The following is a 23,867-nucleotide window of genomic DNA, read 5'->3' as shown; positions in this document are numbered from 1 at the left end:
ACCTTCGCCCGACACCGCAGGTTCCCGACCGCCCGTTCAGGCGTAGCGTCCCGGCGTGCGGTCAATCCCCGCCCCCGGCACTTGCGACCCCCGGCATCCGGCGCCAGGCGACCAGCTGGAACCAGACCGATTTTCCGTAGGGGTTGAGAGTCCAGCCCCAATTACGAGAAAGTTCCTGGACTATGGCGAGGCCCCGGCCCGACACCTCCAGGTCACCGGCTCGCCTCATTCTCGGAACCGCGATGCACGAGTCGTGGACATCCACGGTCAGCAGTTCCTTCTCCCCGCTGACCGTGATGCGGATGGGGCTTACGGTGGAGGTGTCCCCCGAGCCGTAGGCCATGGCATTGGTGACGAGTTCCGAGGTCAGGAGTTCGGCGATTTCCGGGACGTCCCCCATCGCGTTCCAGTCGGCGGCGACGTCGCGCACGAACCGGCGGGCGGAGGCGATGTTCCGCGCTTCGCGCGGCACCCACTTCTCGCCCAGCGGGGAAAGGGCGGGGTTCATTGTGTAACGGCATTCGGTCAGCGCCGCGCTCGCCTTGACGGCCTCTTCCATGACTTCCCTTCCCGTCTCGGAATTCGTGTGGCCAGCGTGCCGAGACGTAGATACCCTCGGTAGTCAAATGATTACGAAGGTCGCAGGCTGGAGTTCTCCAGCATTCTGTTGAACTCCGGCGGGGAGGGCGTCATGGGCAATCTCTACACACCCCAGTCGATCTGGGGCAGGGAGCTGCGTCACTACCGGAAGGCCGCTGGTCTCACCCAGGGCCAGCTGGCGGAGAGGATCCACTTCAGCGAGTCCCTGATCAGCGGGGTGGAGACGGGGCAGCTCCCGGCCAGCCCGGAGTTCGCAGAGACCTGCGACAGGACCCTCGACACAGGCGGCGCACTGGGCCGTCTGCTCGACTGGCGGAAGGGGCAGATCTTCCCCTCCTGGTTCGGGAGATGGAGGGACAAGGAGCAGGAGGCGATCGCACTACGCGCTTACGAACCGCTCGTCTTCCCTGGGCTGCTCCAGACCAAGGCATATGCTCGCGTGCTGTTGCAAGGGGATGAGACGGCCGTGGAAGCCCGCCTGGACCGCCAGAGCATTCTCACACGCGAAGATCCCCGGCCTCCGACACTCCGCTGCGTGATAGACGAGGCGGTTCTCTACCGTCCGATCGGCGATCCTGAAGTGATGAAGGAGCAGTTGGAGCACCTCACGTCGGTGATCAGTCCACGGCTTAGCGTTCAGATAGTCCCTCACGGAATGCACTCAGGCTTGATGGGCGGGTTCGCAATCGCCACTCTGGCCGCAGGAAGCGACGTACTGTATGCAGAGACGGCTGTGCGCGGTATCACCACAAGCGACCCGGAAGACGTCACCATAGCCGTGGAGCGTTTCGAGGCCATCCGGAGTGAAGCGCTGCCAATGAGTATGTCTATCGATCTCATTCAGAAAGCGGTAGTGGAAAAATGGACCTGACCGGCGCCAAATGGTTCAAGTCAAGCCTCTCCGGTGACAACGGCGGAAACTGCGTCGAGGTCGCGGAGCTCACGGACACCGCCGACGGCCCCGCCCACAAGGCCGGACACCCCGACCTGATCGCCGTGCGCGACTCCAAGGACCCCGACGGCCCCAAGCTCTTCTTCACCCCCGCCGAGTGGGCGGCCTTCGTCAACGGTGTGAAGGCCGCCGAGTTCGACCCGCCCCACCACACCTGAGACCCCTTGTCACCCGCGTCTCCCGCCGCGGCCACCGTGCACGGCGAGAGGCGCGGGTTCGTTTTCCCGTCTCCTACGCAGGACCGGTTCCCCGACCCGGTTCGGCGTCCGGTCCGATCGCGGTTCGTGCGGCGCGCGCTCGGAGTGACACGGCCACCATCACGATCCCCAACGCCGTGACACCGGCCCCGCGGATGAGGCGAAGGTCATCCCCCGGCGATGGCCTCGCGGGCGGCGGGGACGACCTCCTCGGCGAAGATCTGCGACTGGCGCTCACGGTCGCGGCTGGGCCAGAACACGAAGGTGTTCATCCCGTACTCGGTGTAGAGGGCGGTCAGCGTCTCCACCCACTGCCCGACCGGGCCACCGAAGGTGTCGCCGCCCGCAGCGTCGATGGTTCCCATGACGTTGTAGAGGCGGACGATCCGGCCGGGGTCGCGACCCGCCTCCTCGGCGGCGGCGGTGATGACGGCGTTGAGTTCGGGAAGCCTGGGCGGTGGGACGTAACCGGAGGAGACCGACCAGCCGTCCGCCTTGGCGCCGACGAGCCGCACGGCGCGCGGGCCGACGACGCCCAGCCACAGGCCGATGTCATGGGCGGGCTGCGGTCCGGGCTGCGCGCCGGGGATGCGGTAGTGCTCGCCCTCGAAGGCGAAGGGCCGGTCCGCCCAGCTCGCCCTGATGATGTCGACGGCCTCCGCGAGCGCCGCCCTGGCCTGCCCGGTGTCGCGGCTGGGGCCGCCCATGCCGGTGATCCCCTCGGGGAAGGCCCCCGCGCCGAGGCCGAGTTCGAAGCGTCCGCCGGTGAGGATGTCGATGGTGGCGGCCTGCTTGGCGAGCATGACGGGCGGACGCAGCGGCAGGTTGGCCACGTTGGGGAAGAAGTGGACGTTCCTCGTCTCGGCGGCCAGCCAGGTGATGAGGGTCAGGGTGTCGAGGAAACCGGTGTTGTACGGGTGGTCCTGCACTCCCACATACTCCAGACCGTTGTCATCGGCGATCCTGCTGATGCGCCGGGCGATCGCCAGGCCACCCGTGTTGGGGTCGACGTTCAGGCCGAACTGGACCGGTCGGTTCATGGAAGGTCTCCCTGGTACGTGTCACGGCCACCCGGGCCGGCCTGCGGACGTCACCCCCCTGCCCGCCACGGGGCCTGTCAGGCTCGACCGTATCGGGTGGATGTTCCGCCGCGGGACGCCGCACCGGATATGACGATCTACCGGAATCTTGCCCGTCCTGCCCGGCGGCACCCTTGCCGGGCACGAACCTCCGGTGCGCGGGCGTCACCTGGCGTAGTCATTCGCGCGCTCTCGGCTTCTGTCCGCTGTCGGAGAGTAATCCGAGCGGCTCAAGGCTTTGAGCTTCCCTAACCGACCGCCGAAGTCTCCTGCCTTTAACGTGGGACTCAGGTTCTCACGCCGTGTCGGCGTCGCCTTCGAGATCGGCTCGGCGTGCCGTCAGCCCGGGCAGTGCCCAGGGCGCTACCAATTACGACATGGAGTGATTCGCCATGCCCACGATCAGGAACGCTCTCGCCGCCGGGACGATGATGGCCTCCGCCCTCGTCATACCCATGACGATGCCTGGCGCGTTCGCCGCCGACAGCGCGGCCGTGACCGCCTCCGCCTCCCCCGTCCTCACCTCCGCCGAGAAGCCCTGCCGTCAGCACAAGAACCCCGAACGATGTCGTGCCCGCCGCGGTGCCGGTCACGGCCTCGATCGGGACACCGGCGGCGGCATCGACGACAGCCTCGAAGAAGACCGCGAGGGCCGCGGCGGCGGTGGAGGTGTCAACAACTGACGGACGACGGCCGGGACGGAGCGGGCCACCCGCATCCCGTCCCGGCCACTGTGTCCGGATCTCGTGCGGTCACCGGCCGGACGGGCCGTCTCGTGCGGTCACCGGCCGGACGGGCTCACCCCTTCCGGTCGCACGATCATCGTCGGCTCGTGGGCGGCGACCAGCCGCTGGGGAGCCGTCAGGAGCCATGCCTCGGTGACCAGCTCGAACAGTTCCTCCGCGTCGATCTTCGCGAGGTGCACCACGACCCAGCCGAACCGGCCCGCGGTGAACTGTGCCTCGAACACCTCCGGGCGCTCGGCCACCAGTGCGATCTGCTCCTCGATCGTCGACTTGAGACCGACGGTCTCCGTCTTCTCCCACAGGTAGCCGAACCCCTTGTCATGCACCCTCAGCGAGATCCAGTTTCCGCCGTCGGCCTGCTCGGTCTCGGGCAGCTTGGCCACCATGTCCAGGAACTCATCGACACTCACACCCATGGCGCACATCTATCAGACCATGCTGACATTTCCCTCGGGAGGATCGAATCGGGCAGGTGGCGGCGGGTGAGGACCGAGCCGGACAGGAGGTGATCACGACCGGGAGCGACAGCCGGGGCGAGGTTGTCCCGTCCGCGCCACCGGTTCCACGCATGACCGGATTGATCACGGGTAGTCCCCGCTGGCCCCACCGACCGAAAGGACTCCCGATGCTCACCCTCATCCTGCTGATCTTCGCTCTCGCCTGCTTCCTGCTCGCCGCGTTCAACATCGGCGGGGCCCGGGTCAACCTGGTCGCCCTCGGCCTGGCCCTGTGGGTGCTGAGCGAGCTGATCCCGCAGATCGGCGACCTCTGACCGCGCACCGCGGCGTCCGGCGGTCCCGGCCGACCGGGCTCCGGAGGTCCCGCCCGGCCGGCCGGGAGATCCGGCGGTCCCGCCCGGCCGGGACGGGAACGGGGGTCTCAGCCGAGACGGGAGCGGAGGTCGAGCGCGATGTCGACGATCATGTCCTCCTGCCCGCCGACCATCCCGCGGCGGCCCACCTCGACGAGGATGTCGCGGGTGTCGAGGCCGTAGCGTTCGGCGGCGTCCTCGGCGTGGCGCAGGAAGCTGGAGTAGACCCCCGCGTAGCCGAGCGTCAGCGTCTCCCGGTCGACCTGGACGGGACGGCTCTGCAACGGGCGGACCAGGTCGTCGGCGGCGTCCATCAGCGCGAAGAGGTCGCAGCCGTGTTCCCAGCCCATCAGGTCGGCCACGGCGACGAACGCCTCCAGCGGGCAGTTCCCCGCACCGGCGCCCATCCCGGCGAGGGAGGCGTCGACCCGGGTCACCCCGTGCTCGACGGCGACCACCGAGTTGGCGACCCCGAGCCCCAGGTTGTGGTGGGCGTGCACGCCGACCTCGGTCCCGGCGTCGAGCACGTCGCGGTAGGCGCGGACCCGTTCGCGCACGCCGTCCATGGTGAGCCGCCCGCCGGAGTCGGTGACGTAGACGCAGCGCGCTCCGTACGACTCCATCAGCTTCGCCTGCCGCGCCAGCTCGGCGGGCGGCGCCATGTGCGACATCATGAGGAACCCGGCCACGTCCATGCCGAGGTCGCGGGCGACCCCGATGTGCTGGGCGGCGATGTCGGCCTCGGTGCAGTGCGTGGCCACCCGCACCGAGCGCACCCCCAGCGCGTGAGCGCGGCGCAGGTCGGCGACGGTGCCGATGCCGGGCAGCAGCAGCGTGGTCAGCACGGCGCCGGACACGGCCGAGGCCGCCGCCTCGATCCACTCCTCGTCCGCGCACGCCCCCGGGCCGTAGTTGACGCTGCCGCCGGCGAGCCCGTCGCCGTGCGCGATCTCGATCGCGGCGACACCGGCCCGGTCGAGCGCACCGGCGATCTTCGCGACCTGGTCGGCCGTGTAGCGGTGCCTGATCGCGTGCATGCCGTCCCGCAGCGTCACGTCCTGCACGTAGAGCCTCATCGGGCGGCCATCCTCTCCGCGACGCGGAGCGCCGCCGACGTCATGATGTCCAGGTTGCCGGCGTACGCGGGCAGGTAGTGGGCGGCGCCTTCGACCTCCAGGAACACCGAGACGAGCAGGCCCGCTCCGCCGAGGCCGGCGAGCGGGTCGCCGGCGCCGACCCGGCGGAACTGCACCTCCTGCTTGAGCCGGTAGCCCGGCACGTAGGCGCTCACCTCGGCGACCATCTCCTTCACCGAGGCGGTGACGGCGACCGGGTCGCACTCCTCGACCAGGCAGTACACGGTGTCCCGCATGATCACGGGCGGGTCGGCCGGGTTGAGCACGATGACCGCCTTGCCGCGCCGGGCTCCGCCGACGACCTCCAGGGCCCGCGCGGTGGTCTCGGTGAACTCGTCGATGTTGGCCCGGGTCCCGGGTCCCGCCGACTTCGACGCGATCGAGGCGACGATCTCGGCGTACGCCACCGGGGTCACCCGGGACACGGCGGCGACGACGGGCACGGTGGCCTGCCCGCCGCAGGTCACCATGTTCACGTTGTCCTCCGCCAGGTGGCGGCCGAGGTTGACCGCGGGGACGACGTAGGGGCCGATCGCCGCGGGCGTCAGGTCGACGAGCCGCTTGCCGTACGGACGCAGCGCCGCGTCGTTGCGCCGGTGCGCACCGGCCGAGGTCGCGTCCAGGACCACGGAGACCTCGTCGAAGCAGGGGAGCCCGATCAGCCCCTCGACGCCCTCGTGCGTCGTCGCCACACCCAGGCGCGCGGCCCTGGCCAGGCCGTCGGAGCCGGGGTCGATCCCGGCCATCGCCGCGACCTCCAGCGACGTCGACGTCCTCATCACCTTGAACATCAGGTCGGTGCCGATGTTCCCCGACCCGATGATCGCTACCTTGGCTCTGCTCATTCCTCTGCCTCCTCGCCGCGGCAGAACCGGGCGAACTCATCGGTCATCGACCGTGCCAGTTCCTCCACCTCGGGTCCCGAGCCGGTGAGGGGACCGCCGTGGGTGCCGAGGTAGAGGGGTACGTCCACGAGATGGCACGCGCCGAGCGCGACCCCGCCGTGGCTCATGGGTGAGCGGTGAGCGCAGACCAGGTGCCGGGCCGGGCCGCGGTGCATCCGGACGATCTCCTCCGCGGGACGCCCGAAGACCTCCCGCGTTCCGGGGTCCCTCCCGCCGATCGCGACGAACAGCCGCGTCTCCTCCGTCGTCGTCGTCACCAGCAGCGGCACCGGGGCCGCGTCCCCGGAGCGGATCGCGTCCACGGGGTGGGCGGTCAGCAGGTCGCCGTCTATGACGGGCGCGACCGGCAGCAGCCCGCCGACCGGTGGCGCGGACCGTACGGCCGCGCTCTCCGCCGCCAGCAGGTCCTCCAGCGGGGCGGCGGCCGGGTCCGCGCCGAGCGCACGGCGGGCCGCCGACGTCCAGGCGCTCGCCTCGGCCGGGGTGGCGAAGCCGTACGGCACCGGGCTCATGGCCACGGCCCGCGCGAACAGTCCCGGCGCGCAGGTCAGCAGGGCCAGCACGCTGGTCCCGCCCGCCGAGTGGCCGCCGAGGGTCACCTCGGCCGGGTCCCCGCCGAACGCCGTGATGTTGTCGCGCACCCACTCCAGCGCGGCGATCTGGTCGCGCAGGGCGAGGTTGGCGGGGACGCCGTCGCCGTACCAGAATCCGGGCAGGCCGAGCCGGTAGTTCACGGTCACCACGACGAGCCCGTGGTCGCGGGCGAGTGCGGTGCCGTCGTACATCGGCTGCGCGCCGGAGCCGAACACGAACGCGCCGCCGTGCAGGAACACCAGCACCGGCCGCCGCCCCTCGCACGAGGGGGTCCAGACGTTCAGGTGGAGGCAGTCCTCGCGTCCCGTCGAGGGGTCGATCTCCAGGCCGGGCACCCAGCCCATCCGCCCCGGCCGTTGCGGGGCGGGCGGGCCGGGGACGGCGGCGTCGGCGATCCCCCGCCAGGACGGGGCGGGCGACGGGGCGGTGAGACGGCGGGCCGGGGCGGCGTACCGGACGCCCCTGAACGCGCAGACCCTGGCGGAGCGGACGCCGCGCAGCGTGCCCAGGGCTGTGTGCGCGAGGGGTGCGGCCCCGCCGTCGGCGTCGTTCCCGTTCCCGGCCCCGCCGCCTGCGGTCCCCTTCCCGTTCCCGGCCCCGCTCCCGGCCCCGAGGGTCATGCCCCCAGCCCGAGGAACCTCGCCGCGTTGCCGCCGAGGATCGCGGCCCGGTCGGCCTCGTCGAGGCCGGGGCAGTCGCGGACGACCGTGCCCGGCTCCTGCTCGCCCAGCGGGAACGGGAAGTCGGTGCCGAGCATGACCCGTTCGACGCCCATCACGTCGATGAGCAGGCGCAACGCCCGCGGGTCGAAGACGGCCGAGTCGACGTGGAAGCGGTCGGTGTACGCCGAGGGGGGTTTGGGGGAGTCCTTCCGGACGATGTCGCGGTTGCGCCAGGCGTTGTCGGCGCGGCCGAGGAGGAAGGCGAAGCTGCCCCCGCCGTGGCAGAAGCACAGCCGCAGCGACGAGGGCAGCCTCTCGAACGCGCCGGACAGCATCAGCGACAGGATGCCGAGCTGGGTCTCCGCCCCCATCCCGACCAGCCACGGCAGCATGTACCGTCCCATGCGGTCCGCGGCGAGCATGTCCCACGGGTGCACGAGCACCGGCATGTCCTCGTCGGCGCAGTGGGTGAGGAACTCGACGATCTCCGGATCGTCCAGGTCGCGCGGGCCGACGTGGTTGCCGATGTGCACTCCCCGGTGCCCCGCGGCCTTCGCCTTGGTGACCGCCGTGACGGCCAGGCTCAGGTCCTGCAACGGGACCTGGCACAGCGGCAGCAGGCGGTCGGGCTCCTGGGAGCAGTAGGCGAGGATCCGGTCGTTGACCATCTCGCACCAGTCGGCGGCGCGTTCCGCCTCCGCCGCGTACCCGAACAGCAGCGGCGTCGACGAGACCGCCTGCACGTCCACGCCGGAGCGGTCCATCGCCTCCAGCCGCGCGCCCGCGTCCCACAACTCGGGGGTGACGGGCCGGTAGTCCTCCTCGCCGCTCATCATCATGCCCTCGCGCAGCCAGGGCTCGCCCGCCCCGGCGAGGATCCGGCCCTCCTCACGCGAGATCCGCGGGAAGACGTGGGCGTGCACGTCGATGACGGTCATCGGATCACGGGCCGCAGGTGCTCGGGCCATTCCTTGCCGGGGTGCGCCGCCCCGCAGTGCGGGCAGACGGGGTCGCCGGCGTAGAACGCCCGGAAGACGGGCGGCAGGTCGTCGACGATCGACTCCAGCTGCACCTCGGCGCGGTGGACGAGCCGGTGGCAGTTCACGCAGTACCACTCGAAGGCGTCCAGCGCGCCTTTCGGGCGGGCGTACTCCACCACCAGGCCGATCGAGCCGGGCACCGGCCGCTGCGGGGAGTGCCGGACGTGCGGCGGCAGCAGGAAGACGTCGCCCTCCTTGATCTGCACGTCCACCGGGGGCTTGCCCTCCTCCTCCATCACCCGCAGCACCATGTCGCCCTTGAGCTGGTAGAAGAACTCCTCAATCGGGTCGTCGTGGAAGTCGGTGCGCTGGTTGGGGCCGCCCACGATGGTGACCATCAGGTCGGCGTCCTTCCAGATCTGCACGTTGCCGACGGGCGGCTTGAGCAGGTCCCGGTGCTCGTCGATCCAGGTGTTGAGGTTGAAGGGCGGGATCATGCTGCGCTCCTCTGCGGGATGTGGGCGATACAGGAGATCTCGATGAGCAGGTGCGGGTGCGGGAGCTGGTGGACCGCGACGGTGGTGCGGGCGGGGCCGCTCTCGTCGAAGTACTCCCCGTAGACCTCGTTGTAACCGCCGAAGTCGTTCATGTTGACCAGGTACGTCGTCACGCTGACCGCGTCCGACAGCTCACCGCCCGCGGCGGCGAGCAGGTCGCGGATGTTCTCGATGACCGCCCTGGTCTGTTCGCGGATGTCCAGGGTGGTGGTGCCCATGGCGTCCGCGCTCGCCCCGGCGAACGAGCCGTCGGGGCGGCGCGAGCTGGTGCCGGAGACGAACACGAAGTCACCGGCCCGCCTGACGTGCGGGAACCTGCCACGCGGGGTGGCCTTGCCCTCGACGAGCAGCGCGTCGCTCATCGTGTCGCTCATCGTGTCGTCACCTCCACGTGACCGAGTCCGGCGGCGCTGACGCGGACGTGCGCGCCACAGGGAAGCGGGACGGCCGCCGTGGCCGCACCGGCGAGGACGACCCAGCCGGGTTGCAGCTCGATCCCGGCGGCCTGGGCCAGCCGCGCGGCGGCGGTCAGCGACCGCAGCGGGTCGCCGAGGATCGCCGCGGACGACCCGCTCGCCACCGGACGGCCGTCGATCTCCATGAGCAGGCCGACGTTGCCCACGTCCCCGAGGGGACGCCAGGGGCCGTGGCCGAAGCCGCAGGCCGAGGCGTTGTCGGCGATGACGTCCGCCAGGGTGAAGTCGAAGTCGCGGTAGCGGGAGTCGATCACCTCGTAGCCCACCGCGACCCCGCCGACGGCGGCGACCGCGTCGGAAGGGGTGCGCACCGGCCGGTCCAGCAGGAACGCTATCTCCGGTTCGATGCGCGGGTGGATCAGGCCGCCGGTGTCCAGGTGGGACTCGACCAGCATGGTGTCGGTGAGCAGGCCCCAGATGACGTCGTCCACGCCCATCTGGGCCATCTTGGCGCGGCTGGTGAACCCCATCTTGACCCCGATGAGCCGCTCACCGCGCGAGCGCCGCCGTTCGATTCCCGCCCGCTGCACCTCGTAGGCGGCGGGCACGTCCAGGGGGACCATGTCGGTGAGTTTGGGGACCGCCCGGCCGGACAGCGTCGCCTCGTCCAGGATCTCGGCGAGCCGGTTCATGATTCCTCCTCGTGGGCGAACGCGGTCCGCACGTCGCCGAGCCCGTCGATGCGGGCTTCGAGCACGTCGCCGGGCTTGACCGGGACCACCGGTCCGAGGGCCCCGGTCAGCACGGTGTCCCCGGCGCGGAGCGGGGTGCCGAGCCGGGCCAGCGTGTCGGCCAGCCACACCGCGGCGTGCAACGGGTGGCCGAGGCAGGCGGCGCCGACGCCGGTCGACACCTGCTCGCCGCGCCGCTCGATGACCATCCCGGCCATCCGCAGGTCGACGTCGCGCAGGAGCACCGGCCGGGTGCCGAGGACGTACATGCCGGCGGAGGCGTTGTCGGCGACGGTGTCGGCCAGGGTGATGTCCCAGTCGCGGATGCGGCTGCCGACCACCTCGATCGCGGGCAGCGCGAAGGCCGTCGCGCGGATCACGTCGGCGACCGTGTGCCGTCCGTGCGTCAGGTCGCGTTCGAGCACGAGCGCCACCTCGGCCTCGGCACGCGGTTGCAGGACCGCCCCGGCCGGGATCTCCTCGCCGTCCGGTACGGCCATGTCGGCGAGGAGCACCCCGAAGTCCGGCGAGTCCACCCCCAGCTGCCGCTGCACCGCCCTGCTCGTCAGACCGATCTTGCGGCCGGTGAGGCGCCGCCCGTCCGCCAGCCACCGCTCGGTGAGCAGGTGCTGCACGGCGTACGCGGAGTCCACGCCGTCGATCAGGTCGCGGACCGGTTCGCACGGGCGGCCGGACGCGTACGCCTCCAGCAGCCGGGACGCGGCGGCCTGTTGTCTGTCTGTCACCGATGACCTCATATCTTCACGCACACGTTGACGGGCTCGGAGAAGAAGTCGAGCGAGTACTCGCCGCCCTCACGCCCGATGCCGGACGCCTTCACACCGCCGAAGGGCGTCCGCAGGTCCCGCAGGTTCCAGCAGTTGACCCAGACGATCCCGGCCTCGACGCGCGGCGCCACCCGGTGGGCACGTGACAGGTCGGTGGTCCACACCGTGGCGGCCAGCCCGTACGGGCTGTCGTTGGCCAGCCGGACCGCCTCGTCCTCCTCGTCGAACGGCGCCACGTGGCAGACGGGTCCGAAGATCTCCTCGCGGACCGTCCTGGCGCTCTCGGGCAGCCCGGTGAGAACGGTCGGCTCGACGTAGAACCCGCCGTCGCGCTCGTCCCCGAAGCGGGGCACGCCGCCTCCGGCGACCACGGTGGCACCCTCCTCGCGGGCGAGACGGTAGTAGGAGAGCACCTTGTCGCGGTGCTCGGCCGAGATCATCGGCCCGTAGTCCCGCTGTGCCCTCGCCCGCTCGGCGAGGGCCTGCACGAACTCCTCGTACACGGGACGCTGCACGTAGACCCGCTCGGTGCACAGGCAGATCTGGCCCGAGTGGGTGAAGGTGGACCGGGCGGTCCCCTCGACCGCCTCCGCCAGGTCGGCGTCCGCGAAGACCAGCGCCGGGTTCTTCCCGCCGAGTTCGAACGAGACCGGGGTGACGTGGTCGGCCGCGTTGCGCATGATGGCGGCTCCGGTGGCCGACGCGCCGGTGAAGGCGATCGCGTCGACGCCCGGGTGCGAGGTGAGGTACTCCCCCGCCGCGTTCGCGCCGTGCCCGTGCACCAGGTTGAAGGCGCCGGGCGGCAGTCCCGCCGCGTCGATCACCTCGGCGAGCAGGGTCGCGGTGGACGGGGTCTCCTCCGACGGCTTGGCGACGACCGCGTTGCCGGCGGCGAGCGCGGGCGCCACCTTCCAGGTGAGCAGCAGCAGCGGCAGGTTCCACGGCGAGATGACCGCGACCACGCCGAGCGGGCGGCGTACGGTGTAGTTGAGCGCTTGGCCGCTGCCGCTCCAGCCGGGCACGGTGGTGGGGTAGGCGCGTTCCGGGCGGCCGTAGGCCAGGTCGGCGTAGGCGCGGAAGTTGCCGATCGCCCGCGGGATGTCGACCGTGGCGGCCAGTTCACGCGGCTTGCCCGTGTCGGCGACCTCCGCGTCGACGAACTCCTCGAACCGGGCCTCGACACCGTCGGCGATCCGCCGCAGAAGCGCGCATCGCTCCCCGACGTCCGTCCGCCCCCAGGCGCCGGCGAGCGCCGCCCCGGCCGCGTTCACCGCCTCGTCCACGGTCTCGCGGGTGGCTTCGGGGACGACGCCCATCTGGTTTCCGTCGACGGGTGAACGCAGCGGGAACGCCGCTCCGGACGTCGAGAAGACGCCGTTGACGTAGTGCGCGGGCTTCATGGCCGTCATTGTGCTGCCCGCCAGACATAACAGTCCAATACCTGAACGCGCGGTAGATATGCGATTTCCGTCATATGTCGAGACAGTTATGGCGGACGCCCAGATGAGTATTCGTCCTGGCATAGCACCTGCGTGCATCCTCGTCCCTACTCCCGACCGGAAGGCACAGGTGTGATGGACACAGACCGCCGCCAGGCCGCGCGCCGCGTCTCGTGGGCGACCTTCATCGGCACGACCATCGAGTGGTACGACTTCTTCCTCTACGGCACGGCCGCCGCGCTCGTCTTCAACAAGCAGTTCTTCCCGGCGATGGATCCGGTCGCGGGCTCCATCGCGGCGTTCGGGACCATGACCGTGGGCTTCCTCGCCCGCCCCCTCGGCGGCATCGTCTTCGGCCACTTCGGCGACCGGATCGGCCGGCGCAACACCCTCGTCGTCTCACTGCTGATCATGGGGATCGGGACCACGCTGATCGGCCTGCTCCCGACCTACTCCAGCATCGGGGTGTGGGCCGCGGTCCTCCTCGTGGTGATGCGCGTCGCCCAGGGCATCGGCCTCGGCGGCGAGCTGGGCGGTGCCGTGGTGCTGACCATGGAGCACGCCCCGAAGGGCCGCCGCGGGCTCTTCGGCGCCTTCCCGATGATGGGCACGCCCGCCGGGATGCTCTGCGCGAACCTCGTCTTCCTCGGCACCTCGTCACTGCTCGGCGAGGAGAGCTTCATGGCGTGGGGCTGGCGGGTGCCGTTCCTGCTCAGCATCGTGCTGGTCGGGGTCGGGCTGTACCTGCGGCTGCAGATCGAGGAGAGCCCCGACTACGAGAACCTCGTCGAGCGCCGCGAGCCGGTGCGGCTGCCGATCGCGATCGTGCTGCGCGACCACTGGCGCGGCGTCCTCCACACCATCGCGGTGATCATCGGCAACAGCTCGATCGCCTACGTCTTCATGGTCTACATCCTCAACTACGGCCAGGCCGAGGTGGGGCTGTCCCGCACCTACCTGCTGACCTGCGTGATCGGCGGTGCCGCCGTGTGGCTGGCCACCGCGCCGCTGTGGGCCCACCTCGGCGATCGGCGGGGGCTGCGGGCGATCTTCACCTGGGGTTCCGTGGTCCTCCTGGCGGGGGCCGTGGCGATCCTCCCGGTCGTCGAGACCGGCGACACCGTCCTGATCGCGGTCTTCATGGTGGCGATGGGCGCCGTGCTGGCGATGACCCACGCGCCGCAGGGCACGCTCACCGCGAGCTTCTTCCCGGTGGCCATCCGCTACTCGGGCACCTCCGTCGCCTACCAGATGGCCTCGCTGCTGGGCGGCGGCATCACCCCGCTGATCGCCGCCTCGCTCTACGCCTCGACGGGCACCTCGCTGTCCATCACCGGCTATCTGACCGCCGTGGCCGCCGTCAGCCTGGTCGCCGCCCTGGTGATCCCACGCAACGACGCCGAGCGCCTGGGCGACCGCCCCCTGGCCGATATAGCGAAATGAGGCGGGATTCCCCACCTCATATGATGCGCTGGTGACATCCCGCCCGCTGGACCTGCTGAGCGGCCGGCTCAAGCTCCGGCACCTGGTGCTCGTGACGACCATCGCCGAGCAGGGCAGCGTCCTGCGCGCCGCCGAGCACCTGCACCTGGCGCAGCCCGCCGTGACACGCGGGCTGCGGGAGGTGGAGCAGATCCTCGGGGTGGAGCTGTTCTCGCGCGGGCCCCGCGGCGTCACCCCCACCCTCTTCGGCGAGGCGTTCGTCGACCACGCGAGAGCCGTGCAGGCCGAGCTGCGCCGGGCGGGCGACCGGATCGCCGGTCTCGCCGACGGAGAGACCGGCACCGTCACCGTCGGCACCCTGCTGGCCGCCACCAACGTGCTGCTGCCCCGCGCCATCGCCTCCCTCAAGGCCGAGCGGCCGGGCATCACGGTGATCGTCAAGGAGGGGACCTTCGACTCGCTCGTCCCCCGCCTGATCGACGGGGAGACCGACCTGGTGGTCGGCCGGCTCAACCCCATCGAGGACCGGCCGGGCCTCCGCCAGATCCCCCTCTACAACGAGCCCGTCACTCTGGTCGCCCGAGCCGGGCACCCGGCCGGGCAGGCGCGCACCCTGCCGGAGCTGCTCGACTACCCGTGGATCCTCCCCCTGGAGCAGACCGCCCTGCGGCACGAACTGGAGCAGGTGTTCCACCGGGAAGGGCTGTCGATGCCCGGCAACAGGGTCGAGTGCACCTCCATCCTGACGATCCGCTCACTGCTCCTCGAAACAGACATGATCGCCGCTCTTCCGGCGCTGGTCGTCAGGACCGACAACCGACTCGCCGAACTCCCGGTGCCGCTCCCCTCGGTACGACGCTCGGTCGGCGTGACGCTGCCCGACGCCCGCGCGCTCACCCCCGCGGCCAAGGCCATGCTCGACCACCTGCGCCACCAGGCGGAGACGCTCCAGCGCGGGCTGCCCGCCGGCCCCGAAGGGTCGGACCTCGAAGGGTCGGACCTCGAAGGGCACCGTGACCGCCCCCGTGCCCGACCCTGAAGGTCACCGTGACGCCGACTCCGCGACCGACCCTAAGGAGGCAGCGTGACGCCGACTCCGCGACCGACCCTGAAGGTCACCGTGACGCCGGCTCCGGGAGCCGGTCGAGGATCCAGGTGCAGAGCTCTTCGGTGACCAGCGAGTGCTCCTCGTTTGCGGACGCGCACCGAAACTCGTCCAGCTCGCTCTCGGACGGGGAAAGAGCGCTGATGTCGGCGTACACGTCGTCCTGGCGGTCGAGGTCACGGATCGCCACGGCGCTGACCGCGGGGACGAAGCAGACGGAGCGGTGGTACACCTCGGCCCGGCCGTACTCGTTCAGGGCGTCGGCCAGGATGCCGAAGGACTCCAGCGTCCCGCCGGGCGCGCCGTCCATCTCGGGCAGCCCGCTGGTGTAGATGTCCTCGGCCCCGCCGAGGATGCTCCTGAGCGTGGCCACCTGCTGGTCGTCCCCGGTGGACTGGGTGTAGAGCACGGTGCCGTTGAACACCAGGCCGGTGCACTTGAGCGCCTCGACACCGGCCGGGACCCCGTTGCCGGTGCCGTTCCCCGACCCGTTGGCGACCCCGATCCGCCTTGGGATCTTCGGCCACGAACCGACCGCGTCCAGCTCGTCGAGGAAGGCCGTGCGCAGCGGGTCCTGCTGCGGCTCGTTGTCGACCTCGGCGATGTGCCGCCACAGCAGCTGGCGCGCGGCCGGGCTGTTGATCTGGTTGGAGAAGGCGGCGTCGCCCTTCCGGAGGAAGTGCGCGAACGCCTGCAGCGAGATCGGGATCCACGCACCCCGGTGCGGGCTGTCGTAGGAGACGTAGAGGTCGGTCTGGTGGGCGATGCCGTCGTGCTCCATCTTGGCCAGCGCGTAGCGGGTGACCAGGCCGCCCATGCTGAAGCCGCCGACGGTGAGCCGCGTGTCCCCGAACCGTTCCGCGATCGTCTGGGAGATGGCGGCCATCGCGGTCCGCGCATTGTCCAGGATCGACGCGCTGCGCTCGGCGAAGCCGAGAATGATGAGATCGCGGCCGCGGCGGCGCAGCTCACTGGCGAGGGGGTAGCCCTTCCGCTCCAGGAACTGCCAGGCCCCGTGCAGGTTGGACGGACCGGAGTTGAAACCGTCGGCCAGGATGACCGGGTTGACCAGGCACTGGTTGCCTTCGCCGTAGTAGATCCAGGCGGTGCCACCGGGAAGCTCCCAGGCCCTGTCCGGCCTGGGAGCCGGTTCCGTGACCTCCAGTGGCGTCATCAGCCCGATCGGGCCGACGGCCTGCTCCGCCTGTACTGCCTGCTCTTCGCTCATCGGCTTGCCTCTCTGGTGCGTGCCGGCGACCTCGCCGGATCATCGCAATCATCACTCGGTGTGACATGGCGGCCACGACAAGGAATCGCACGACAGAGACAGGAATTTACTATCCGTCACAATCTGATGACGCAGACGTGTTCTCCCTGGCGCCGGGAGTGTCCGGGTGTATGTCGCGCCGCCGGTACGCCATGAGGTCCTCGGCGACGACCCGGCGGTGCCTCCCGACCATCCGGTAGGGGATCTTTCCGGTTTCCAGCAGTCCGATCAGGTGCGGACGGGACACGTTCAGCACGTCCGCCGCCTACTGGGTGGTCAGTTCGGCGTGTGACGGGACGACCGACACGCCCCGCCCGCCGCGCGACCTGGAGAAGAACGTGGGCGAGCAGGCCCACGACCTCGCGCGGGAGGACCAGATCCCCCTGGTCGCCAGGCCGTCCGGCGATCGGGACGACCTCCGCACCGGGGTGCCGCACGAGGTGTTCCTCGACCCGGCTCAGGGCACGGGCCGCGATTCGGGCGTCCACCGCCCCCGGTTCGATCGAGCGCTTGACGCGAATGACGGCCACGTCTATCTTCCCCTCTTAATCGCATCATTCGAAACGAATGAAGTAAACGAAAGAACGACGACGGGAGCGCAGCGCTGACAGGGGCCCACCCTTGTCGATATGAATAGTTAGTATTCAGTGTGATATTCGGCTTTTTCTTCCATCGCGGAGTCCTGGAGAGGACGGGGGCGGCGTGGCCGAGCCGATGGTGCCCAACCCCTGGCACGAGCGGTTGAGACACCTGCTCGTGGAGGCCGAAAACCGGTCTCACGAGGTGCGGCAGGCATACCAGCGCGCCTTCGGCGCGATGCGGGCGGGACAGGTCTGGACAGGGCCGACGGCCGTCGCCTGGGCCGCCGAGCTGGAAGAGCGACACCACCGGCTGGCGCGGCTCGCACAGCGGGTGGTCGACGCGATCGAGGAGGAACTCCACCGGCACCCTCCGCTGGTGACCGAGACCGAGGCGAACGCCGCACGCCGGGAGATGGCCGGACGCATGTGACCGCGCCGACCGCCTGCTCCGCCGCAGGTGACCACACCGGCCGCAAGAACCACGGCGGTGACCGCGCCGACCGCGGACGGCCTGAAACCTGCGGTGTCCACACCGACCGCACGACCACGCCGACCGCGAAGGGGAACGCTCCATGGCACCCACCGACGAGTTCTGCGGGATCGACCCCGGCGAGATGGGGAAACTCGCCGCCTCCCTGCGCGGGGCGGCCGACCGGCTGACCGCGTTCCACCAGGAGTTCGGGAGAAAGCTCGGCCAGCACGGGATCAGCACCCCCGCGCTGCGGGAGATCGCCGACATCGCCGACTGGGGCCGGACGCAGGTCTCCATGCTCCATGGCCGAGCCGAGCTGATCCAGGCACTGGACGCCGAGGGCGGCCCGGGGTCGAAGGGAGCCAGCGGGCAGGGGCTCGTCCGCCTCCCCGACGAACTGGCGGGCTTCGAGTTCGCCCAGGCACTGGCCAGGACATACGGCGACGACATCCTCGTGAAGCACAGCGGCGAGCTTCAGGCCGCGCTCATCCACCAGCACGCGGGCGAGATCGCCCAGCTGGCGGAGAACCCCCAGGCCGCCGCCGCGTTCTTCGCCCTGCTGCCCGCGAAGGCCCGCGACGCACTGCCCACCGTCATCGCGGCCACGGGCAGCAAGACCGCTGAGCAGGACCTGGCTGCCTTCAGCAAAGCCCTGGGCGCCGCGCTGCGTGCCCCCACCCTCGTCCCGGCGTTCGCCAAGGTCAGGAGCGACCTGGTGAAACCGGTCAAAGGGAAGATCGTCGCATGGAACCGGCTCGCCCTGCTCAAGGGTGCGAACGCCCCTTCCGGCGTCCGCAGCGCGGCGGCCCGCGCATTGGTCCTGGACGACTTCACCGAGAACCCTCATCAGGACTGGCGCGCCGGAACCATCGGATCCCAACCGCACGGCCTGCCCCCCGACCTGGTCGCCATGGGCCTGGAGGTGCTCACCGGCGACGGCGCGGCCACCCGTGACGCGTTCGCCAAGATGGGCGGGGACGGCGTCACACTCAACCAGTCCGAGAAGATGAAAAGGTTCCTCGACTACGCCAAGGAGGTGGCCACCGGAGACGACGTCGCCGACGCCTTCGGCCGGGTGATGGAGGCGGGCAGCGAGGCCACGACCGAGAAACCCGGACAGCACAGCCCGGCGGCCGCCGCCTTCACCCTGGACATGATGAAGGTGGCGGGGTCCTTCGGCGACGACCTGCCGCAACGGGCCAAGGACTCCATGGGTGTGATCGCGAAGTCGTACATCCACGAACTGGCCTCGGGTGCCCGCTTCGACAGAGCCGCCAACCGAGCATCGGGCATGGAAATCCCTCGGCACTGGAACCCTCTTCCCGGGGTGACCCCCGCGTTCTACCTCAGCCCCGGTGACACGTCTCGATTCTTGAAGACCTTCGTGGGTGAGGAGCAGGTCGTCAAGGAATTCAACTCGGCGGTGGCACGGTTCCGTCATGACACCTTGCTGTCCGCCGCTCGCCTGGACGCACAAGGCAGCGCTGACTACTTCAGCGACACCTCAATAATGTTCGGCGACCTCGGCAGTGTGGCATTCAAGACCGCGAAAGACGTACTCGGCGCGGAGGACACCGTCTCCGACATGGCCCGCAACTTCACCAAGAACACCGCAGCCTTCATTCTTGGCGGTCTTCCCCTCGCGGATCCGATTGTCGATTCGGTTGCCGAACTCGGATGGGAGATCACCCAGGCTTACATCATCAGCTCTGCTTCGGACGAATGGGCCGACAGTTTCGAGACACAGGTTCAAGCAGCCACCAACGAACGGGCTGATCTTGCCAAGCGTCTGAAGTACGACATGGCGTACCTGCTTCACAGCGGTGGTTACCCGGCGAATGAGCTTCCTGAAGAACTCGTCAGCACCACTACCGGCGCCCTCAAGACCTATGACGAGTTTGTGGCCGACGCCAAGCACGAAGCCACAGATGGTAAGAAATGGGAGCAAATACTACAAGAAAAGCTGACCGTTTATGATGACTGGATGGACAGCAACGACACACTCGACAAGAAGATCGAACGATCTTCACGCACTCAGACCAGCGATCTGGCTGAGAATCTACTAAAGGCCGTGAATTGACAGGCCGATCCCTTTAGCGTGGCAGGCATATGGTCTCCGCGCGAAGTCGCCAGGTCGGCGCCTCCGGCGCTACATACACATTCACCACGACCCCTACTTGCTTCCTGCCATGAATAAACCTTCCCTCCAAGGCATCCAACTGCGTTAAATCCTCTTCCACCTCGTAATCCAGGATCTGAGAGAGAGTGTTCTCCATAACCTGCTCAGATTTGTCCAGGTGAGAGTCCAGGTCTTCTCCCTTGACGCGCTCGTCGTCCGCCGTCGCCCGTAGCACTCGCTTGAACCTGTCCTTGGCGCAGGGAATGTCTTCATCCGGACGCTGGAGGATGCGGAGTTTCATGAGCGGGTTCTTGAAGAGGTCGTCGGTCTCCAGCCTCTTCGTGTCCTTCTGCAACTCCGCCGCCGCCTCTTTCAGAGAAGGCCCGGAAGCGCATCCCGATGCCACCATCACCAGCATCGAACCGATGGCCAGTAACCGGACGACGCGCATGCCATACCTCCGAGGGTGATCGACATCGAGATATATCGATCTTCACCCAATCGGCCGCCCGCCGCCACACCCTCCGGATATCCGCTCGTCAACATTCGGCCACTCTGAACCAGACCGATCCGCCGGATTCACCGCGATATGACCCCCATGTGGTCGCGAGCAGGTTCACCAGCCACAGGCCGCGGCCGCCGTCCTCTTCGAGGTCCGGCACACGCACGGCCGGCGCGCTGACGGCCGAGCCGTCGTCGATCACCTCCACGTGGACGTCACCGGAGACGCAGGCCATCCGCACCGCCACCCGGCCGCCCGCCGTACGTCCCGAGTCCGAGTGCGCGATCGCGTTGGTGACCACCTCGCTCAGCAGGAGCAGCACGTCGTCGAGGACCGGGGCCGCGATCCGCCCGGCCAGCAGTTCCCTCGCCCATTCGCGGGCGGCGGGGACGGACATCTCCTTTCCCGGGAATTCCCGCTGCCAGGTGCGGTCACGTGAATTCACGGACCTCTTCCCCGGCGGGTCACCGTGATCGCGGGTCGGCCTCCGCCCTCTCACCCGCCCACCTCCGCCATGATGATGTCGGCGGCGTTCTCGGCGTCGGCCACCACCCACCTGTCCCGCCGCCACAGTCGTGCCCGCCACGGGCGCCAGGTGAAGACCCAGCCGCAGTAACGCCGTATGGCGGTGATGTGGACCGGGGCACCGAACGCCGGCTGAATCTCCAGAACCGGCTGTCCGGCCACGGGAAGCACCAGCGACGTGTGAACGCCGAGGCCGTGCAGTGCCCAGCCCAGCCGGACCAGATGATCGAACCTCTCGTACTGCCCAACCGCCGCCACGGCCCGCCTCCAGAGTGATTTCCGATAAACACGACCGGGGCCCGGAATGACATCGCGATATTCGTGCGCACCCCGGCCCGTTCCCGATTGGAAAGGTGATGACTTGCTTTCTTCCCTGCGATTTCCAGAAGATCTGCGTTTAGACTGCCCTCCGGGTAACGGGTTGACGACCGGTTCGGCAACCCAGGGCAGGGTGGATGATGACGGCGCCCGGTCTGCCCCGGGCTGAATTCGGCATCGCGACTTGGCCCACAGGTCCGCTTTTTCTAATTCGGGAGGAATGCGATGGATGTGGTGCCGTCTCTCGACCCCGGGTCCCCACGGGTGCGGTTCGGCGTCGAGATGCGCCGGTTGAGGGAGGCGGCGCAGCTCTCCCAGGCCGCCGTGGCCTCCCGCCTCGGCTGCACCCAGACCCAGGTGAGCCGTCTGGAGAAGGCCACCCGGACCCCGTCGAGGTCCGACGCCGAGAGGCTGGACCGCCTCTTCGGCACGGCGAACGGCGTCTCCTTCATCCGGCTCCACCAGCGCATCATCACCCAGCCGGGTGGCCCGACCTGGTTCCGGAGCTGGGCCGAGGAGGTCGAGCCCACCGCCCGCGTCCTGCGTTCCTGGGATCCCCTCCTCGTGCCGGGACTCCTCCAGACGGAGTCCTATGCCCGGTACGTACTCAGTCAGGAACCTCGGATCACTTCTGAGGATGTGGAGGAACGTGTTCAAGCCCGCATACAGCGTCGGCAGATCCTCGAAGGGGACGCCCCTCCACTGTTGCTGGCTCTCATCGACGCAGGCGTACTACGTCGTCCAGTCGGGGATCCCGCAGTGATGCGTGAACAGCTTGACTACCTGCTGGAGATCGAAAAGCACCCCAGCGTCTTCATCCAACTCGTCGATCAACGGTGCCTGTCAGGGCTCCTCGGCGCATTCATGATCGCTGAACTTCCGAACGGACAGCCAGATGCCATCCACTCAGATTCATCAACCGAGGGGAAGATATCCACAGACTCCGAACTCGTAGCCTCGATATGGAATCGATATGAGGCGATTCGACGTTGGGCTTATCCTGATCACATGTCCCTCAAAATGATCGAGGATGCGAGGCAGGAATGGACCTGAGCACTGCCCTATGGCGGAAGTCTTCGCGTTCCGGATCGAACGGTGGCCAGTGTGTCGAAGTGGCCACCAACCTGCCCGGGGTCGTGGCCGTCCGGGACAGCAAGGATCCCGGCGGCCCCAAGCTGCTCTTCACCCCCGCCGACTGGCAGGCGTTCGTCGGAGGGGTCAAGAACGGCGAGTTCGACCGCTGATCCGGGCCCGGTCCTGCACGGACCGGTCCCGCACGGACCGGTTCTACACGGACCGGTTCTACACGGACCGGTCCCGCACGGACCGGACCTGTATGGAGGGGTCGTCTCCTCCGCACCGGATCCCGCCGGTCGCTCCCGCTCACGTCCACCACCCGAGCGGCGGCCCGTCTTCCGGCGCGAGCGAACTCGCGCATCGCTTCAACCGCCCGGCGGACGGGCCGGCGACCGCAGGTTCAACGGTGATCGACGTCGGTGGAAGTCCTGTCTTCCCAACCCCATATGTGCATGTTCAAGCCGCTTCTCAGTTTCTCCTCCACCTCAGCTGAGCTGGCGGAAGGCAGTGCGCTTTCCATGATGCGGATGGGGGCTGGGCCGCAGAACCAGCGGTCCAGCGAGACCTGCCACTCCTTGTCGTGGTCCATGAAGTGCTCGAACAACCGGATGTGCTTCGCGACATGCAGTGCCGCGGCCTCGTTCCCGGCGCTCTCCTCCCACTTGGTCAGGTAGGCGTCCAGGTCGAGACCGAGCATCTCCACGATGATTTCGAGCATCTCCACAATGTCGATGTCCGGTGGGTCTCCGGCGGCACGCGGCGGCCGGTGCAGCGTGAACCGCCACCAGGCGTCGATGACGGCCAGGACGGCCTCCTGCTCGTCCTGCGGCCAGTCACGCCAGTGTTCGCCGAGCATGCGCATGAGCATCTCGCCGTAGTAGGAGTGGTCGAATTCCCCCCTGACCAGAAGCTCCATCACGCGGGGAAGGTAGTACTTGAGGTCCCTCACATCGCCCCACGTGCCGAAGGGGGCGTTCGCCGCGTAGCGTTCCAGCGTCGACGCGGAGAGCGTGCGGAGCGGCTCCGTGCGGGCCGCGTGGATCGTTTCCGGCAGGACGCAGTGGTCGCACGCGACGCTGTCCTCCGGAATCGAGTGACGCGCGAAGGTCCGGTAGAGGTTCTCCAGCGCCGGGCCTGGACCAAGGTCGGTGTCCACGAGGCCGGATGCTACTACTCCCCGAACGGCTCCGACCCGCGCCGACGGGCACCGGGCGATCTCCGATCCGGAGTCCGACGGTCACGAATGGCGTGCCAGGCCGTCCGGTTACCAGGCGATGTCGTACAACGCCCGCTCGCCCTGCCAGACCCTGACCCTGGGCAGGTCGAGAGAGGGAACGTCTCCGTGGCGGTACGTGTTGGACACCGTCGAACCGGACCTGCCCTGCAGATCCACCCGGAACAGCTCGTACGGCGGGGCGTCTCCGCAGGCGGGCTCGGGCGGGTCTCCCACCAGCATTCCGGCCTGGTTGTCCACACCGACCAGTAGGTACCGGCCCGAAGGATCCAGCGTGAACGCCGCGATGCCCCCGCACCCGGAGGCGAAGACCGATCCGGTCGGTCGTTTCGCGGGCGGCTCGACCACGACGATCCCCTGGTCCCGGTCGCGCGATGTCCCCACCTGCGAGACGACCATCCGGGTCCGGCCGGGGAGCGTGAGCGCGGTGCCGTCGCCGAAGGTCTCCATGGTGTGGAGCGTCTCGACGGCGAGCAGGTCCGTGCCCGGCCGGCGGACGTCGAGCATCACCAGGCGGGGTGACTCGGCCTTGGGCGGCACGGCGTGGAACACCAGCCGGTCCGCATCCCGCCAGTGCAACCCCAGCGCACCGTCGCGGGACATGCCGACCCCGTGACCGCCCGGGGAGGCG

Annotated in this window: 30 protein-coding genes; 11 read left to right on the top strand and 19 right to left on the bottom strand. The window is 69.3% G+C overall.

Annotation, left to right across the window (positions count from 1 at the left end):
• Positions 1 to 61 precede the first annotated feature (61 nt).
• A complete protein-coding gene (locus F4562_RS26430) occupies positions 62 to 559 on the bottom strand; it encodes an ATP-binding protein (protein ID WP_184544553.1) in 498 nt (165 codons plus the stop codon).
• Between the two features lie 132 nt (positions 560 to 691).
• Here F4562_RS26430 and F4562_RS26425 point away from each other — a divergent pair, with 132 nt between their 5' ends.
• Together F4562_RS26425 and F4562_RS26420 are read left to right on the top strand one after the other, a co-directional pair.
• A complete protein-coding gene (locus F4562_RS26425; protein WP_184544551.1) occupies positions 692 to 1,471 on the top strand; it encodes a helix-turn-helix domain-containing protein in 780 nt (259 codons plus the stop codon).
• Entirely contained in the window at positions 1,462 to 1,710 is a 249-nt protein-coding gene (locus F4562_RS26420) for a DUF397 domain-containing protein (protein ID WP_184544549.1), read from the top strand. The genes F4562_RS26425 and F4562_RS26420 overlap by 10 nt, the downstream gene beginning before the upstream one ends.
• A gap of 206 nt (positions 1,711 to 1,916) precedes the next feature.
• Here F4562_RS26420 and F4562_RS26415 read toward each other — a convergent pair whose 3' ends face one another.
• Complete coding sequence (locus tag F4562_RS26415) at positions 1,917 to 2,789, bottom strand: LLM class flavin-dependent oxidoreductase (RefSeq protein ID WP_184544547.1); 873 nt, start codon at positions 2,787 to 2,789, stop codon at positions 1,917 to 1,919.
• Positions 2,790 to 3,220: 431 nt separating this feature from the next.
• Here F4562_RS26415 and F4562_RS26410 point away from each other — a divergent pair, with 431 nt between their 5' ends.
• Positions 3,221 to 3,511 carry a hypothetical protein gene (locus tag F4562_RS26410; protein WP_184544545.1) on the top strand — a complete coding sequence of 97 codons (291 nt, stop codon included), beginning with the start codon at positions 3,221 to 3,223 and terminating at the stop codon, positions 3,509 to 3,511.
• 98 nt (positions 3,512 to 3,609) lie between these two features.
• Here the strand turns inward: F4562_RS26410 and F4562_RS26405 are convergent, their stop codons facing one another.
• The gene (locus tag F4562_RS26405; RefSeq protein WP_184544543.1) at positions 3,610 to 3,990 is read right to left on the bottom strand and encodes an MmcQ/YjbR family DNA-binding protein; all 381 of its coding nucleotides are present in this window, start codon (positions 3,988 to 3,990) and stop codon (positions 3,610 to 3,612) included.
• A gap of 209 nt (positions 3,991 to 4,199) precedes the next feature.
• Here F4562_RS26405 and F4562_RS26400 point away from each other — a divergent pair, with 209 nt between their 5' ends.
• Positions 4,200 to 4,346 carry a hypothetical protein gene (locus F4562_RS26400; RefSeq protein WP_184544541.1) on the top strand — a complete coding sequence of 49 codons (147 nt, stop codon included), beginning with the start codon at positions 4,200 to 4,202 and terminating at the stop codon, positions 4,344 to 4,346.
• 107 nt (positions 4,347 to 4,453) lie between these two features.
• Here F4562_RS26400 and dmpG read toward each other — a convergent pair whose 3' ends face one another.
• From dmpG to F4562_RS26355, 9 genes are read right to left on the bottom strand one after another with little or no spacing between them, the layout of a single operon-like run.
• Positions 4,454 to 5,461 (bottom strand): 4-hydroxy-2-oxovalerate aldolase, encoded by a 1,008-nt coding sequence (gene dmpG, locus F4562_RS26395; protein ID WP_184544539.1) that lies wholly within the window; start codon positions 5,459 to 5,461, stop codon positions 4,454 to 4,456.
• Positions 5,458 to 6,366 carry an acetaldehyde dehydrogenase (acetylating) gene (locus F4562_RS26390; protein ID WP_184544537.1) on the bottom strand — a complete coding sequence of 303 codons (909 nt, stop codon included), beginning with the start codon at positions 6,364 to 6,366 and terminating at the stop codon, positions 5,458 to 5,460. The genes dmpG and F4562_RS26390 overlap by 4 nt, the downstream gene beginning before the upstream one ends.
• Positions 6,363 to 7,640 carry a carboxylesterase family protein gene (locus tag F4562_RS26385; protein WP_184544535.1) on the bottom strand — a complete coding sequence of 426 codons (1,278 nt, stop codon included), beginning with the start codon at positions 7,638 to 7,640 and terminating at the stop codon, positions 6,363 to 6,365. The genes F4562_RS26390 and F4562_RS26385 overlap by 4 nt, the downstream gene beginning before the upstream one ends.
• A complete protein-coding gene (locus F4562_RS26380) occupies positions 7,637 to 8,620 on the bottom strand; it encodes an amidohydrolase family protein (protein ID WP_184544533.1) in 984 nt (327 codons plus the stop codon). The genes F4562_RS26385 and F4562_RS26380 overlap by 4 nt, the downstream gene beginning before the upstream one ends.
• A complete protein-coding gene (locus tag F4562_RS26375; protein WP_184544531.1) occupies positions 8,617 to 9,159 on the bottom strand; it encodes a 3-hydroxyanthranilate 3,4-dioxygenase in 543 nt (180 codons plus the stop codon). The genes F4562_RS26380 and F4562_RS26375 overlap by 4 nt, the downstream gene beginning before the upstream one ends.
• Positions 9,156 to 9,593: a RidA family protein gene (locus F4562_RS26370; protein WP_246473568.1), complete on the bottom strand. Its 438-nt coding sequence runs from the start codon at positions 9,591 to 9,593 to the stop codon at positions 9,156 to 9,158. Before F4562_RS26370 ends, F4562_RS26375 begins: the two co-directional genes overlap by 4 nt.
• The gene (locus F4562_RS26365) at positions 9,590 to 10,327 is read right to left on the bottom strand and encodes a 2-keto-4-pentenoate hydratase (protein ID WP_184544529.1); all 738 of its coding nucleotides are present in this window, start codon (positions 10,325 to 10,327) and stop codon (positions 9,590 to 9,592) included. The genes F4562_RS26370 and F4562_RS26365 overlap by 4 nt, the downstream gene beginning before the upstream one ends.
• The gene (locus tag F4562_RS26360; protein ID WP_311734132.1) at positions 10,324 to 11,112 is read right to left on the bottom strand and encodes a 2-keto-4-pentenoate hydratase; all 789 of its coding nucleotides are present in this window, start codon (positions 11,110 to 11,112) and stop codon (positions 10,324 to 10,326) included. Before F4562_RS26360 ends, F4562_RS26365 begins: the two co-directional genes overlap by 4 nt.
• 8 nt (positions 11,113 to 11,120) lie before the next feature.
• Entirely contained in the window at positions 11,121 to 12,554 is a 1,434-nt protein-coding gene (locus F4562_RS26355) for a 2-hydroxymuconic semialdehyde dehydrogenase (RefSeq protein WP_184544517.1), read from the bottom strand.
• 174 nt (positions 12,555 to 12,728) lie between these two features.
• Here F4562_RS26355 and F4562_RS26350 point away from each other — a divergent pair, with 174 nt between their 5' ends.
• Both F4562_RS26350 and F4562_RS26345 read left to right on the top strand, forming a co-directional pair.
• Positions 12,729 to 14,036 (top strand): MFS transporter, encoded by a 1,308-nt coding sequence (locus tag F4562_RS26350; protein ID WP_184544515.1) that lies wholly within the window; start codon positions 12,729 to 12,731, stop codon positions 14,034 to 14,036.
• 31 nt (positions 14,037 to 14,067) lie between these two features.
• The gene (locus tag F4562_RS26345; RefSeq protein ID WP_311734131.1) at positions 14,068 to 15,075 is read left to right on the top strand and encodes a LysR substrate-binding domain-containing protein; all 1,008 of its coding nucleotides are present in this window, start codon (positions 14,068 to 14,070) and stop codon (positions 15,073 to 15,075) included.
• A 76-nt stretch (positions 15,076 to 15,151) separates the two neighbouring features.
• On the opposite strand, the gene F4562_RS26340 is transcribed toward F4562_RS26345, so the two are convergent.
• Both F4562_RS26340 and F4562_RS36720 read right to left on the bottom strand, forming a co-directional pair.
• A complete protein-coding gene (locus F4562_RS26340; protein ID WP_184544513.1) occupies positions 15,152 to 16,369 on the bottom strand; it encodes an esterase/lipase family protein in 1,218 nt (405 codons plus the stop codon).
• A gap of 109 nt (positions 16,370 to 16,478) precedes the next feature.
• The gene (locus tag F4562_RS36720) at positions 16,479 to 16,655 is read right to left on the bottom strand and encodes a MerR family transcriptional regulator (RefSeq protein ID WP_375782486.1); all 177 of its coding nucleotides are present in this window, start codon (positions 16,653 to 16,655) and stop codon (positions 16,479 to 16,481) included.
• Positions 16,656 to 16,746: 91 nt separating this feature from the next.
• Here F4562_RS36720 and F4562_RS26330 point away from each other — a divergent pair, with 91 nt between their 5' ends.
• From F4562_RS26330 to F4562_RS26320, 3 genes are all read left to right on the top strand, one after another.
• Entirely contained in the window at positions 16,747 to 17,016 is a 270-nt protein-coding gene (locus F4562_RS26330; RefSeq protein WP_184544511.1) for a hypothetical protein, read from the top strand.
• A gap of 94 nt (positions 17,017 to 17,110) precedes the next feature.
• Entirely contained in the window at positions 17,111 to 17,419 is a 309-nt protein-coding gene (locus F4562_RS26325) for a hypothetical protein (RefSeq protein ID WP_184544509.1), read from the top strand.
• Between the two features lie 142 nt (positions 17,420 to 17,561).
• Positions 17,562 to 19,541 carry a hypothetical protein gene (locus F4562_RS26320; protein WP_184544507.1) on the top strand — a complete coding sequence of 660 codons (1,980 nt, stop codon included), beginning with the start codon at positions 17,562 to 17,564 and terminating at the stop codon, positions 19,539 to 19,541.
• A gap of 13 nt (positions 19,542 to 19,554) precedes the next feature.
• On the opposite strand, the gene F4562_RS26315 is transcribed toward F4562_RS26320, so the two are convergent.
• From F4562_RS26315 to F4562_RS26305, 3 genes are all read right to left on the bottom strand, one after another.
• Positions 19,555 to 20,031: a hypothetical protein gene (locus tag F4562_RS26315; RefSeq protein WP_184544505.1), complete on the bottom strand. Its 477-nt coding sequence runs from the start codon at positions 20,029 to 20,031 to the stop codon at positions 19,555 to 19,557.
• 88 nt (positions 20,032 to 20,119) lie between these two features.
• Entirely contained in the window at positions 20,120 to 20,527 is a 408-nt protein-coding gene (locus tag F4562_RS26310) for an ATP-binding protein (protein WP_184544503.1), read from the bottom strand.
• 50 nt (positions 20,528 to 20,577) lie between these two features.
• Positions 20,578 to 20,865, bottom strand: coding sequence for a hypothetical protein (locus F4562_RS26305; protein ID WP_184544501.1), 288 nt, complete (start codon positions 20,863 to 20,865; stop codon positions 20,578 to 20,580).
• A gap of 285 nt (positions 20,866 to 21,150) precedes the next feature.
• Between F4562_RS26305 and F4562_RS26300 the strand changes: the two genes are divergently transcribed.
• A complete protein-coding gene (locus tag F4562_RS26300; protein ID WP_184544499.1) occupies positions 21,151 to 21,978 on the top strand; it encodes a helix-turn-helix domain-containing protein in 828 nt (275 codons plus the stop codon).
• Positions 21,969 to 22,169 carry a DUF397 domain-containing protein gene (locus F4562_RS26295; RefSeq protein ID WP_184544497.1) on the top strand — a complete coding sequence of 67 codons (201 nt, stop codon included), beginning with the start codon at positions 21,969 to 21,971 and terminating at the stop codon, positions 22,167 to 22,169. Before F4562_RS26300 ends, F4562_RS26295 begins: the two co-directional genes overlap by 10 nt.
• Positions 22,170 to 22,402: 233 nt before the next feature.
• Here the strand turns inward: F4562_RS26295 and F4562_RS26290 are convergent, their stop codons facing one another.
• Together F4562_RS26290 and F4562_RS26285 are read right to left on the bottom strand one after the other, a co-directional pair.
• Positions 22,403 to 23,158, bottom strand: coding sequence for a hypothetical protein (locus F4562_RS26290; RefSeq protein WP_184544495.1), 756 nt, complete (start codon positions 23,156 to 23,158; stop codon positions 22,403 to 22,405).
• 108 nt (positions 23,159 to 23,266) lie between these two features.
• Positions 23,267 to 23,839, bottom strand: coding sequence for a hypothetical protein (locus tag F4562_RS26285; protein ID WP_184544493.1), 573 nt, complete (start codon positions 23,837 to 23,839; stop codon positions 23,267 to 23,269).
• Positions 23,840 to 23,867 lie beyond the last annotated feature (28 nt).

It is taken from the genome of Streptosporangium becharense (assembly GCF_014204985.1).
GTDB classification, from domain to species: domain Bacteria; phylum Actinomycetota; class Actinomycetes; order Streptosporangiales; family Streptosporangiaceae; genus Streptosporangium; species Streptosporangium becharense.
This window is presented reverse-complemented; position numbering and strand designations above follow the sequence as displayed.